Below are 14,937 nucleotides of genomic sequence, written 5' to 3' on the forward strand. Positions count from 1 at the left end.
CTCTACAAGCCGGAGTCACATTCGCGGCATTAGAAGGACAAAATACCACAACACATTTCGGTCTTGTAGGCACCTATGGGCAGCTGTCGTTCACACCAAAGGACATAGCAGATGCCGGTAAGAACACATTGGATAAATGGTCACTAACAGCTTATGGCAGCGTGCAGCATGACAATGGTTTCTATATGGATACACTGTTATCCTATGGAATTCTAAAAGGAGATATCGGCAATGCTATCATTGGCAAAACCGCAAAATTGCAAAATGCCAAAATGTTTAGTATCTCCACCACTGTTGGCAAAGAGTTTGCAACCGGAATGGAGAGTTTAACATTTGAGCCACAAGCACAAATTGCCTATCAACATTTGATGTTTAATACCATTGAAGATGCTGATAATTTTACCGTTGATATGAAAAATCCTTCTCAATGGTTGATCCGTGTTGGTGGACGTTTGACAAAAACTATTTCCACTGAAAGCAACCGTCCNGCTTCATGGTGATGTAAGCTATCAACAAAAGCTTCAGAAAACTGGTATAAGTGGTGCAAGCTTTTCAGGTGGTATACGCTATCAGTTTTAAATCAAGGCTGTAAATAGCCTATTCATTCTATTCAATTTAATAAAAAAGGCAGTATAGTATACTGCCTTTTTTAATCTATGTAAGCTACTATTCTTATCCCCTAAAACTTTTTTCTTTCTCCTCAATAATCTCCTTCCATCCTATTTACACGAGTCGCGCGGCATATTCATTATCGAATTTGTCTATAAAGCTAAGCAAAGTGTATTTTTAGACAATATAAAGAAGACTACATTGGAAAAGATAATGATAAAAGAAACTCTCTCTTCATACTTTTTCTATGTTTATCCTCCTGTTTCTTCAATCCATTAGCTTAACACTACCCTGTAAGGATTCATTTATATGTCCATGTACCGTTTTTAGGCAAACCATTTTGACAATGCTTATCCCTCTAATTCCATACAGTATATTGATTTATAAAGATAATTCTTTGTTTTCCATGTTGAATGAGAGTCCCTAATATCGTAGGATTCTCTCATTTCAAACTTGTTTTATGTTGAATCAATTAAAAATTTTCTTGCACGTTACAAGCAGGGCTGGCGTGTGGAGAAAAGTTATATAAGAAAAGCCTGAGAATTCCTCTCATGAACTGCCTCAAGTGCCAAGGGCTTGTCACAAACATTGGGAGCTAGCAAAATGTGTGACGGGCTTGCTCCTTCGTAAGCATAAAAATGATGGGACTCTATGGCTTTAGCGTTATAGCATTCATGAACACCATCGCGAAATGGGCTGTGCTTCCTTAGAAAAATGGACTTTGGTACCCTTAGCCTCTTTAAAGAAAGCCTGTGAATAGCCCCCTCATCTCTTCTTCTTATAGCAGAAAAAATTTGCTGATCGTTTTGGTGAGTGCATCAAATAATACATCTCAACGCTATAGAGCTTTTTATAGCGATTATCTTTAATAGACAATTTTTAAATATCATACTTCATAGTGCTTTTAGCATAAGCTTAACCAAGCTAGGTTTTATGAAATCCACTTTTCTCGACTTTTTATGATCATGAAAAAAGTTTTTCTGAAGCAAAACTTCAAATCATAGAGAACACCATCGATATAATTCGTTTTGTTATTTACAATAAAAACATAATGATATAGAAACTGTCTGGGTACTTGCGCCATCAGGGGAGTGAAGTAAGCATCAAAGCATACCAAATACTAAAGGCATATCTATGTGTAAGAAATATATTTATAAGAAAAATTTTTTGTTATGTACAATTGCTGGAACTTTGATTTTTTCTCATTTCGGTTCAACTTATGCAAATACATCAGCTCCTGAAACTCCTGGAATTTTGGGGAAGATTGAATTAAATAAGGGAGAAGAAAAGACTTTAAATAATGTTCTTGTCCGCGATAAAGGACCTGGAATATTAGCGCATGATAAAGCAGCTATCACAATTGTAAAATCAACAATACACACGGAAATGTCTGCACTTTCTGTATCAGCAGGTGGACGCATTCATGCTAAAGAAATTAAAGCAAATACAGTGTACAAAGGTTTAGAAACAAAGAATGGTATAATCAACGTTGAAGATTCAACCATAACCGTCCAACGAGGAGGTGCCGGTGGTATCGTTTTTTATGAAACAAAAGATTCTTCACTGAAAAGTGGAGAAAAAGTTGTCAATAAGGTTGTTCTTAGCAATACAAAACTTCTTGTGAAAAACGGTACCGGTATTCTTGGTCCCTACTGCTCAAGAGCCGTTGCTGAAGTTCAACTTAAAGACTCAGAAATTCGATCTGACGTATTATTGAGAAATAAAACGAAACGTAAATATTATGACAACGATACTCTTCCTGTAACTTTAGCATTAACCGCTGATAATTCAACAATAGAGGGACGAGCAAGAACTTTAAAAGTCAATACAACGGTTTTGACTCTGAATAACAAGAGCAAATGGTACTTAAAGACCTCTCAAGAGGAAGTCGATACTGACTTTAATGTGTTTAACTATGAGCTCAGTGATATGAAACAACGAGCCCTTTCTACCGTTTCCGTACTGAATCTTAATAATAGTTCTATCATATTTAAGACATCACAAGGGCGGGAAAAAGATCATTATCATACCTTGTATGTAGGGCGAACAGCTGAGGTTCGTAGACCTGAGGGAAGTACAATCCCCGATATAGAAAGCACTTATAATACAGTTTACAATGCCACAGGCGATGCAAAAATTTATTTTAATATTGAATGGAGTGATGGTCTAGTAAAAGAACAGCAAAAAACTGACCGCCTCCTTATTCATGGTGATGTATCAGGCAGCACAACAGTCCATATCAAGAACCTTGCGAAAGGTGAGATATTAAAAGCTGAAGATTCTGTGTCTTCGAATATGCGTGGTCTTTCACTCATTCAAGTTTCTGGAAATGCAAATGAAGATTCCTTCAAACTTGCACACGGCTACACCACAATGGGGAGGGTGCCCTATAAATATATACTCAAAGCCTATGGTCCAACATCCAGCCATGGGACAGCCGATAGCACACAAAGTCATTTTAGCGGAATATCACAAGAATCAAAAGAAAACACCCTCAAAGACTACACAATCTACACGATATCAGCATCAGGAAAAATGATTGAAGGCGTTTCACCAAAAGAGAAAGAAGCGCAAAATACCGGTTCATCATCCCTTGGACAAGCAAACAACGCACAAAACATTTTGGAAAAAAATCAAAATTTCTGGGATTTTCGCTTGCAAAATGCGACTCTCGATAATGAAGGAAAGATCAGAGCTCTCGTTCCTCAAGTGGCAAGCTATTTGTCCATGCCTAACGCACTATTCTCAGCTGGACTGGCTGATATAAACAATCAAAACACTTTACTCAACTCGATGCAGGAAAACACCTTTGAGACAAAAGATCATAAAAACAAAGGAGTCTTCTTCTCAACTTATGGAAATAAGATGACATTATCCTCTCACCGTACGCCATTACAATATGGCTATGGTGCCGATATTCACTATGCAGCTTTACAGGCAGGCATTACATTAGCAGCTCTAGAAGATCAAAACATGACCGCCAATTTCGGTCTTTTGGGGACATATGGGAAATTAGCTTTCACCCCTAAAGACATGGAAGGTGCTGACAAGAGTACACTCAATAAATGGTCAATTGCTGCATATAGTGGGCTGCGCCATAATAATGGGATATACATCCATGCACTCTTCTCCTATGGAATGCTCAAGGGAGATATCACCACAGCTCTCATAGGAAAGACTGCAGAATTGAAAAATGCTGATACATTCAGTGCATCAGCAACCATTGGACAAAAGTTCGAAACCAGTAGGAAAGGATTGGTCTTTGAACCACAAGCACAACTTGTTTATCAACGCCTCATGCTTGGCACACTCTCAGATGTCGATGGCTTTGATGTGGATATGGGAAATCCTTATCAATACTTAGTGCGTGTTGGTGGACGCTTAACGCAAACGAAGCTTTCTATTGAAAACGGCGGTATTCTTTCTTTCTATGGTAAATTGAATATTGTTAAAGCTTTTTCTAACAATGGTACGATACAGATTGGTGAACCATTCCACCTTGATTCTATAGGAGCTGCCCTTGAAGGTGGATTTGGTGTAAATGCACAATTATCACAAAATATCGCCCTTCATGCTGATGTTAACTATCAATATAAGCTTCAAAAAACTGGTATATCCGGAGCAAGCTTTTCAGGCGGAATACGCTATCAGTTTTAAGAAAACGCAAAAAACAATTTATATTCTATTCATTTTAATAAAAGGCAGTGCAAATGTACTGCCTTTTTACAATCTATCGGAAAGAACCGTTAACAACTATTCTTTCTACCACCTTTCTTGAGCCAATTAATCTCACTCAAACCAAATGTAATAAAATCTGTTATCTCTAAATGAATACTTATCTGTGTAAGAAAATCAATTAAAAGCTTTTTGTAAGCACACAACAACAGCTTCTCCAAAAATTTTGTAAAGTTTCCATAACAACAGCCTTAAGCAACAAACATCCTTGCAAAATATTTTGTTTCTTAACACTTTTAAACGGAATACTGATCAATCTAGCTTTTCTGCAATTCATAGTTTCTAACTGCAATCTCTATTTTAAAAGCTCTTCTAAAATCATTTTTTAAACGATAAAGAACACGACGCAATGTTTCGTTTTGTTGTTTACAATAAAAACATAATGATATAGAAACTGTCTGGGTACTTGCGCCATCAGGGGAATGAAGTAAGCATCAAAGCATACCAAATACTAAAGGCATATCTATGTGTAAGAAATATATTTATAAGAAAAATTTTTTGTTATGTACAATTGCTGGAACTTTGATTTTTTCTCATTTCGGTTCAACTTATGCAAATACATCAGCTCCTACAATGGTTATGGCTCGTGCGGATAAAGCAGGAGAAGAAAAAACCTTTAATAACGTTTTTATCCGCAGCGCATATACAACAGTGGTTGCTGATGACAAAGCCTTTATCACCATTACAAATTCAACAATGCGTTCAGACTCAAATTTATTTACCGCAACAACAGGTGGACGTATTCATGCTAAAAAAACTGTAGGAAAATCAAATTCCCGTGGTTTAGAAATTTCAAACGGCATCATCCATATTGAAGATTCAATCATAAATGTTTCCGGACATCACAAAAGTCGTGGTATCCTTTTTGATTACATCCCAAGTTCCCAAGTAAAAGAGGGCGAAAAAGTTATCAATAAAGCAATTCTTACCAACACAAAACTTCTTGTTGAAAATGGTATTGGTATTCTAGGACCAGATTATGCAAAATCTGTTGCTGCGGTAGAACTTAAAAGTTCAGAAATTCGTTCTGATATATTATTAAAAAATAAAATCCCAGAAAACTCAAAAGATATCGATCCTCGCACTTTTATATTAAGCGCTGACAATTCGATTATAGAAGGACGAGCAAAGACTTTACCTCAAAATACAACGATTTTTACTCTCAACAATAACAGCAAGTGGTCCCTAAAGATTAGTCAATTTGAAGTAGACAAAGAATTTGACAGCTCTAAAGGATACTTGCTCACTGATATTAAACAACGTGCACAGTCTATTGTCTCAGTATTGAACCTTAATAATAGCTCTATTATATTTAATGCGCCGCATAAACTAGCAGACAATCAGTATCAAACCTTGCATGTGGGAAAACAGCCAACAGCTGAAGCTGCGAAAGCAGAGCAAAACAGAAGCTCCGATGCAACAACGGTTTACAATGCATTGGGCAACGCAAGGATTTACTTTAATACCGAATGGAGTAATGGTCTTATAAAAGAACAACAAAAAACTGACCGTGTTCTCGTTCATGGTAATGTCTCAGGCACCACAACGATCTATTTCAACAATCTTTCAAAGCGTGCAGAACCATTCGATGATGATGAAGTTTCAATTCCTTTGAATGCGCGTGGTCTCTCACTTGTTCAGGTGTCTGGAAAAGCAGAGGAAGCCGCCTTCACGCTGGCAAATGGCTACACTACAATGGGTGGATTGCCCTATAAATATGTATTAAATGGCTATGGACCAACATCCAGCCGTGGGAGAGCTGACAAACAGCAAAGTCTCTTGCAAGAAAGTGAAGAGTTTTGGGATTTCCGTCTACAAAATGCGACTCTTGATGATGAAGGAAAAATCAAAGCTCTTGTTCCTCAAATGGCAAGCTATTTGGTTATGCATAATGCAATATTCTCCTCTGGCTTGGCTGATATAAACAATCAAAATACACTGTTAGATAATATGCACTCAACAGTTTTTGGATTAGAAGGTCATAAACAAAAAGGGATATTTTTATCGACTTATGGCAACAAGATGACGTTATCTTCCAGCCGTAGTCCATTGGAATATGGTTATGGTGCTAATGTTCACTATGCTGCTATACAAGCAGGCATGACATTAACAACGTTAGAAAATCAAAATATAACCGCGAATCTTGGTCTTTTAGGCACATATGGAAAGCTCGCTTTTACGCCAAAGGACATGGAAGGTTCTGACAAAAGCATACTGGATAAATGGTCCTTTACGGCATATGGAAATCTCCACCATGACAATGGTCTCTATATTAATGCACTGTTCTCTTACGGCATTTTAAACGGACATATTACAACAGCCCTTATCGGCAACACCACAGAATTAAACAATACGGATACATTAAATATATCAGCTACCGTTGGACAAAAATTAGCAACTGGTGTTGAAGGGCTGTCCTTTGAACCACAAGTACAACTTATTTATCAACATATTGCCTTTGGCACTCTTTCAGATATTGATGGCTTCCAAGTTAATATAAAGCCCCCTCATCAATGGTTGGTCCGTATTGGAGGGCGTTTAACAAAAACAATACTTCCTATTGAAAAAGATCGTTTTCTTTCTTTTTATGGTAAATTGAATGTCATCAAAGCTTTTGGTGAGGAGCGCACTATCGATGTTATGGAATCTTTCCATCTCGATTCTATGGGCTCTTCCCTTGAAGGTGGACTTGGCATTAACGCGCAGCTTTCTAAAAATATCGCACTTCATACTGACGTTAATTACCAACATAAACTTCAAAAAGCTGGGTTCTCTGGAATTAATTTTTCCGGAGGAATGCGTTATCGCTTTTAGAAATCTTAGCTCTCTATTTTGACGCATAAGCAGCGCTGAGATGAAAACAGTGCTGCTTAACTACATTACAAAAAACCGTAATGTGTCAAAAAGTAGTTCATTTTTAGCAAAACAAAGAAAATATCTTAAGGAACATCTCTATGCATAAGAATCTTTTGTTATGTACAGCCGCTTGTGCTTTATTTTTTTCTTCTTTTAATTTCACATCTACCAGCACCGCCTCTGCTCTAAGCCCCCAGGAACGCCATGCCATTGAAGGGATTATGAAATTACCTGAACAATATCTCCATGCCATTGATTTAATAAACACACCAACACAAGCAGAAAAGAATCTTGAGAAGATAGCCTCTGGCGCCATGATGGAGGATAATTCGCACTTCAATCAAGTACTTCAAGAAGCATTAGATGATTCAGGAACTCAAATTAACAGATATTTCTCAGGGATCGGTCGTTATGCAACTCCTGATCATAGAGAGGAAATGCAGAAAGGAAGAGATTCTATATACGCTCGTGCTATGTCAGAGCAATTTAATCGTGATGCGGACCGCATAATGCAAGCCAGAGCAAAACTTGAACAATTACGTCAGAATCGATTAAAAACAAGAGAAAATTTATTACGTGGCTACGACAAAGCAGTTTCCGATGCCGTAAAGGCGGCAGCAATCCTTGAAGCTGATAACCAACAGCGTGTTAATGCTGCACACCAACAATGGGTAAGCCAAGACAATCGTGATTGGCACAAACTGCAAAATACAGCAGAAATATTACATAAGGCGGCACAAGTGGATACTGCCTTACAAGGACAAAACAAGGAACTTTCCAATACTTTACGCAAAGCAGTATTAGAGACTTTGAACGCGGATGGAATAACCAACGTGGAGAGAAAAGAAAAAACATCCCCTCCTCCAACGGACACTTCATCCATAAGAACAGGTCATGGAATTACACAGCCTAAAATAAATGAAAATTCGCAATCTGATATTGATCCCCAAACAAACACCACTTCCTCGGAATCAAAAACGACTCTTAATACATCAGAAAAAGCGCATATGAAATTGCTCCCAAAGGTTGAGAATACCGCTACCGCTGCGACAGAGAGCTCCTCTAAACTTACAGATGATGATAAAGCAACCGCAGCTTCTACTTCTCTTGGTGGAACAGAAAAAAGCACAACTCTTACACCACAAGGAGAAAGTTCTTTAACCATGCCTATTGCGATGTTTGCTGTTGGGTTTAGTGATGTCAACAATCAAAATATCTTGTTAGACAATATGCAAATAACAATGTTTGAACCCAAAGATCATCCAGAGAGAGGCGTTTTCTTATCCTCTTATGGCAATAAAAGCACCTTTTCTTCTAAGGTTCAAGCAAAACAAGATGGTATCCAAGCAGATATTCGCTATGCTGCATTGCAAGCAGGAGCAACACTAATAGCGCTAAAAGATCAAAATATCAGCAGCAACTTTGGTCTTTTCGGAACATATGGGAAATTGTCTTTTACTCCTAAAAACAAGGAGAGCTTTCAAAAAAATATGTTTGATAAATGGTCACTCACCGCATATGGAAATATTCAGCATGACAGTGGCATCTATGCAAGTGCATTTCTCTCTTATGGAATTTTCAAAGAAAATCACGCTACAGCTCTCATCAAACATACCTCAAAAGTGAAGAATAGTAAAACATTAGGAGCCGCTGCAACTGTTGGTCAAAAACTGTCAACCAGTTTGGAAGGTGTAATCCTAGAACCGCAAGCACAACTTGTTTATCAACGTCTCATGCTTGGTTCTTTATCAGAGAAGAGTTCTTTATCAGATGACGATAACTCTAAATCAGATGGCGATAACTCTAAAATAGACATAAGCAAACCTCATCAATGGTTGCTCCGTATTGGTGGACGTTTGACACAAAACAAAGGCCATGCCCTTTCCTTCTACGGAAAACTGAACATGATCAAAACTTTTAGTGAAAACTTTTCGCTTGCTGCTATGGAATCTTTAATTGAAGGTGGTTTTGGTATTCAGGCGCACTTATCACAAAATATAGAGCTTCATAGTGATATCAGCTATCAACATAAATTCAAAAAAGCTGGCATCTCTGCAATAAATATTGCCGCTGGAATGCGCTATCACTTTTAAAAATACTTGTATTCCTATCTTGAAATATAACGCGCTCTCATTATGTTTCGTTTTGTCTCTTACAAAAGAGACATAATGAGGCCAAAGTTTTATTTTTTATGAGAGAGGGGAGGAATATTTTAGGAATACATCCATATGAAAAAAAGCTTCTTACTATACACAGTTTCTGGAGTTCTGTTTTGTTCTTCCACCAGTATGTCTTATGCTATTCATAGTACAAATCCATCAACAACGATAGATTCTTCTTCTCTACAACCTGCTCGTGTCAAGTCACAAATAAATCTATCCGGAGTTTTTGATCCGTATAAAGATCTATATGATGGAATCGGGCAAGTTATGCCATCATATCCATCTTCAACCCCTAATGGCCTCCTTCCCCCTACAGCACCTAGCTCCACAAGAACGAGCGCAAGCCCTATTTCTACAGGAAGTAAACTTACAACGCCTACTTCTACAAGCACTCTAACTCCCAAAACACAACTTGAAGGAAATTCAGCTGGAAATATAATTTCTTCTTCAAAACAAAACTCTGATCTTAGTCAAGGAAGTACACAAACACCAAAGACTAAAGTTACAGAAGGTGTACAATCTAACCCTACAACACAAAACACTCCTATTATACAATCTTCAACAACAGGAATGGAAGCAAAATCTAGAAGACGTTCAGGGACGCCCTCCTCTTCTGCAGACTCTTCCAGCGAAAAAACACTATCAAATTCTGCTGTGTCTTCACAGCCAGAACCTACACAACCTTCACCGAATTTACAACCAGCACTTACAAAGTCTGAACCTACAAGAACGGAACCTACAAAACCAACAACAGAGCAAATACCAACATCTAATGAACCAGAACTCGCACAGCCAATATCTTTAAGAGTAGAAACTGAAAAAACAACATTACTGGTACCACCAAAATCTGCAAAACCAGCGCCAGTGCAATCTTCATCTGCACAAAAAATATCTGAAAAATCAGAGATTGAAAAACCAATATCACCAATAAAACAACCTGAAAAGTCTACACAAATTGAGGATATAAGCGCTGGAGTTGAAGCTAAAAACGGTAAGATCATAACGCTACATAACAAAAAAATTCAAGACAATGGTTTTGCTGTACATGCAGAGGGAAATAATTCAAAAGTTAACATGATAGGGGGAACAGTTGATGCGCGTTTTGTTGCACTAAGTGTATCAGATGGTGGAGAAATTGATGCTACAGGCATTACTGTAACAGCAGAAACAGCTGGTTTGGTAAACATGGAGGGCACAATCAAACTTAAGGATTCAAGCGTCCATGTCACGGGAAATTATGAAGCAGACGGTATTATTTTCCGCAACAATCCGTATAATGCCCCTAGAAAACGATATACACGCAATGCTGAAAGGAACACCAATGCCGTTCAAGAACAAGATGTAGCCAATATTGCTGATAAAGTAACCCTAGAGAATACAAAGCTTTTCGTTGAACATGGTAGCGGTATCAACCTTTATGGAACAGGCGTAAACGGGGAAGTCAACCTTAAAAATTCAGAAGTTCATGCCGATATTTTATTAAAAAATATCAAGAACGAAAGTGCCTCCACAAACACCATTACATTAGTTGCAGACCACTCTTCTTTAGAAGGTCGGGTAAGAACTTCTAAAGATAATAGAACAGTTTTTGATCTAAAAGAGAGGACGAAATGGCTTGTAAAGGCGAATAAAAATGCCACAAATAATGATAATATTTTAAATGACTATAGACAGTTTGGTGTTGATGAAAAATCATACTCTAATCTTTCTGAATTGCATCTTACAAACAGTGCCATTATGTTTGACAAGCCCATTGAGGGACATTATCAAACTCTGTTTATAGGATCTAACCTTTCGCAAGAAGACGAAACAACTCACACAGCAGCAGTTTATAGTACAGCGGGTCTTGCAGAGATTTATGTAAACACTCAATGGGATAAACATTCTCCTATCACAGAACAACAAACTGATCGCATTGTGATTAATGGTGATGTCTCAGGAAGTACTGTTGTTCACATCAATCTCCAAACCGATAGCTCTGCTGTTTGGGCAGAGAAGATGGCTTCTCTTCCTTTAGGGACACATGGGATTTCAATCATTCAAGTTTCCGGACAAGCAAACGAAAATTCCTTCACGTTAGCAGGAAACTATATGACAATAGGGAAACAACCTTATAAATATGTACTCACAGGCTATAAGCCTGGAACATCTCATGAGAGCCAAAATCTTTTTGGCAAGAAGAATAGTGATTTCTGGGATTTCCGCTTACAGAATGCCTACATTGATAAAGACAAAAAAGTTCGAGCCCTTTTACCACAGGTAGCAAACTATTTAACCATATCTAATACTTTATTTTCTGCTGGATTTACTGATGTAAACAATCAAAACACGTTGTTAGACAATATGCAAACAACAGTATTTGGGGCAAAAGACAATAAAAAGAATGGTATCTTTTTCTCTTCCTACGGCGAGAAGGTCACCCTATCTTCCAACCGCGATCCACTGCACTATGGTTATGGTGCTGATGTAAACTATACTGCCTTACAATTAGGGGGCATATTAGCCGCCTTAGAAAGCAAAGACATAAGCGCACATTTTGGTCTTTTAGGAACGTACGGAAAGCTTGCCTTTACGCCAAAAGAGATGCAAGATTCTGAAAAGACAACGCTTGATAAATGGTCACTTACCGCTTATAGCGGCATCCAGCATAGCAACGGTATATATGTCAACGCTCTTCTTTCTTACGGAACCTTAAAAGGAAATATTACCACAGCTCTTGTTGGGAATGCCGCAAAATTGGATGGTACCGAGATGCTTAATATATCTGCAACCATTGGTCAGAAATTAGCAACCGATACAAAAGGGCTTGTCTTTGAACCACAAGCTCAATTCATTTATCAAAATCTCATGTTTGATATTTTCTCAGATACCAATGGCTTAAAAGTAGACATGGGCAATCCACATCAATGGTTGATCCGTTTTGGTGGACGTTTAACAAAAACGATAATGGCTGTTGAAGAAAACAAGGCTGTTTCCTTCTATGGTAAAATGAATGTTATCAGAACTTTTGGCGATGGTAAAACAATAAAAATTGCTGATACCTTTCATGTTGATCCTACCGGCTCTTCAGTTGAGGGAGGCATGGGGGTGAATGCATATCTTTCTCAAAATATCGTACTAAACGCCGATATCAGCTATCGGCAAAAACTGCAAAAAGCCGGTGTATCTGGCACCAATTTGTCTGGCGGAATACGTTATCGTTTCTAAAGCAGAAGTTAATTTTAACTTAAATAAAAAAGGCAGCACAAAGTGCTGCTTTTTTATTTAAATTTATATATTTTTTTTAATTCTCAAAAATCATTATCACATCAAAGAAGATTTTGACTTATAATATTTCTTTTGCATATTGAATAAAAAGCTAAATACCATAACATTCTCTCATCAAAATACCCCATGCATAAAATTTTATGTCTTATATTATCACCACACCTCAAGCGATGATGTTTTTACAGCACAACAGAATAAGCATTCATGCCGATTTAAAAAAAGTCAGCCCCTTCTTCGCTGTGGACGCTCCATTTATTTTAGATGATGTACATTTAATATACCTACTATAAAGACTAGTATCTGGTATAAATTCTTAAAGGCAAGTTTTTCCTCTAAAATCTCAATTCTACAGCAGCTCCATTATAAGACAAGATATTGATTTATAAAGACAATTAATTGTTTTCCATGTTAAATGAGAATCCAGAATATCGTCAGATTCTTTCATTTTAGACCTGTTCCATGTTGAATCAACAAAAACCATATCTCTTACAAGTGACAAGGGGGAAGAGCCATAGGGATAAAAACTATTAAGAAAGGATTAAAAATGCCTCTAATGAACTATCTCAAGTGACAAGGGCTGTAGCAACATTGGGATCAAACAAAGAATATGACAGTGTTGAAAAATATAACAATATCAACTTGCTCTTTTATTAAGCATAAAGATGGTCGCGCCCTATAGATTTTATATTATTTCCATGGGAACTTTCTTATTATACCATTCACAAGCACCGTTGTATCAAAGATGTCGTTGCGCCGCCCCACAAACACCATCACGAAATAGACTTGAGAGTTTAGATATCTCTTTAAAACAAGGCCGTGAATTAGGAATAACAAATCCATTCTATTTTGAGTATTTTGTCGTGCATGAAGGACATGCCCGCAGTAAAAAACACAATAAAAAAGCGTGAAACAATGCGGAATCTTCATTATTTAACAGATAGTGCTTTAGATACTTTTGAAAGACATAAAGCTAAATTAAAGAACGGCGGAACAGAGGGAAGCTGATTTCTACCTCTTTATTCTTTCCCAATGAGATTGCCTCCCCATTTCAAATATTACGCCAACAAAGATATACGCACTATATCCACTCAGATCTGGATGCTCTCTCCAATCTGACATACAAAAACTAAAAACAGCAGAAGGAAATAATAAACCGCTTTAATTTTTATCTCAAGCATATAGATTTAAACAACGAACCGCGTCATATCACCACACTTTAAAGGACAATATTCCATGAAGCTTATAGGCAATATTCATCACATACTCTTCATCATTCATGCTTTTTGCTGACTTGGTGGTTATGGCGGAGTGAACGCACTAGATCCCATCCCGAACTCGGCCGTGAAACACTCCAGCGCTGATAGTACTTTGCCTTAAGGCAAGGAAGAGTAAGTCGCCGCCAGATCTGCTAAATGCAAGCAAAAGACTCAATGTATAAACCTTACATTACCACACCCCAAGGAAGCTGTTTTTAAGGCATCACAGGCTGGTCTAAATATCCTCTTAATCGCCTTCCCTAAACTAAAAAATGAAGCTCCCTATTAACTCAGTCTGCAAACAATGCTCTGTAAATAATCCGCCTTCTCTTAGTCCTCTTCCAGCCAGCTTCCCACAGCATGCGGTTCACATCACGACACCTTAAAAGACATTGTTTTAAGAACAGCATTTTACAGTACATCAGGATAATAATTTAAATATCCAAATGCACTTAAAACAAGTCTACTCACTAAACGCACTATTTATCTAAATCAACTGCCCTACCTAATCATTGTCATTACTTAGAACAGCCCGTATTAATCAGATTTGAATTTATTCCTCTATTTCTTTTGCACGTCCAGATAGCTGTATAGCTCTAGAAAGATCATTAACTGCATTTAAATGTGTTTGAAGTAATTCACTATTACGCTGTAATTTTTCTTGTAAATCAGACAACAAACTTTCAACCTCATGCTCAATATCTTGATTCATATAGCGCTTCACATCACTCATGGATTTATTAAGATCACGCAAACCACGTATTTTACGCAAATTTATTTCTTCGTAATCTGGAACACCACTACTCTCTAGCATATTGCTTTCATAATCAACAACTTGAGCTAATCCTTTAACAGCAGCAACAAATTTTGTCATCGCCCAATCACGATCAATAAGGTTGTTATCAAGAACTTTTGCTTTTGCCGCAAAACTATCATCACCATATTGCACTACAGACATTTTTACTTCCCCTTCAACACTATTGTTCAATCTTACTTTCTAAATGAGGGAGATTAAACAGGTTCTCTTCAATGCTGATACACTCAACCAAGCT

General features: G+C 37.5%; 5 protein-coding genes, 1 rRNA gene and 1 pseudogene. 6 read left to right on the forward strand and 1 reads right to left on the reverse strand.

The genetic code is table 11. The annotated features are described in order from the left end of the window. The 6 genes and pseudogenes from ACFILT_RS09755 to rrf form a co-directional block, all read left to right on the forward strand. A pseudogene (locus ACFILT_RS09755) lies at positions 1–579 on the forward strand (autotransporter domain-containing protein); the annotation flags it as partial. 1,164 nt (positions 580–1,743) lie between these two features. Further along, a complete protein-coding gene (locus ACFILT_RS09760) occupies positions 1,744–4,266 on the forward strand; it encodes an autotransporter outer membrane beta-barrel domain-containing protein (protein ID WP_375678453.1) in 2,523 nt (840 codons plus the stop codon). Positions 4,267–4,809: 543 nt separating this feature from the next. Next, a complete protein-coding gene (locus tag ACFILT_RS09765) occupies positions 4,810–7,158 on the forward strand; it encodes an autotransporter outer membrane beta-barrel domain-containing protein (RefSeq protein WP_375678454.1) in 2,349 nt (782 codons plus the stop codon). A 140-nt stretch (positions 7,159–7,298) separates the two neighbouring features. Continuing rightward, positions 7,299–9,293 carry an autotransporter outer membrane beta-barrel domain-containing protein gene (locus ACFILT_RS09770; RefSeq protein WP_375680011.1) on the forward strand — a complete coding sequence of 665 codons (1,995 nt, stop codon included), beginning with the start codon at positions 7,299–7,301 and terminating at the stop codon, positions 9,291–9,293. A 135-nt stretch (positions 9,294–9,428) separates the two neighbouring features. After that, positions 9,429–12,569 (forward strand): autotransporter outer membrane beta-barrel domain-containing protein, encoded by a 3,141-nt coding sequence (locus ACFILT_RS09775; RefSeq protein ID WP_375678456.1) that lies wholly within the window; start codon positions 9,429–9,431, stop codon positions 12,567–12,569. A 1,350-nt stretch (positions 12,570–13,919) separates the two neighbouring features. Continuing rightward, positions 13,920–14,034: ribosomal RNA gene (gene rrf / locus ACFILT_RS09780) — 5S ribosomal RNA — on the forward strand. Positions 14,035–14,438: 404 nt separating this feature from the next. Here rrf and ACFILT_RS09785 read toward each other — a convergent pair. Then, positions 14,439–14,843: a flagellar protein FlgN gene (locus ACFILT_RS09785; RefSeq protein ID WP_273790974.1), complete on the reverse strand. Its 405-nt coding sequence runs from the start codon at positions 14,841–14,843 to the stop codon at positions 14,439–14,441. Between the last annotated feature and the right edge of the window lie 94 nt (positions 14,844–14,937).

This window comes from Bartonella sp. AP7XZML, assembly GCF_042195745.1.
Taxonomy (GTDB): domain Bacteria; phylum Pseudomonadota; class Alphaproteobacteria; order Rhizobiales; family Rhizobiaceae; genus Bartonella.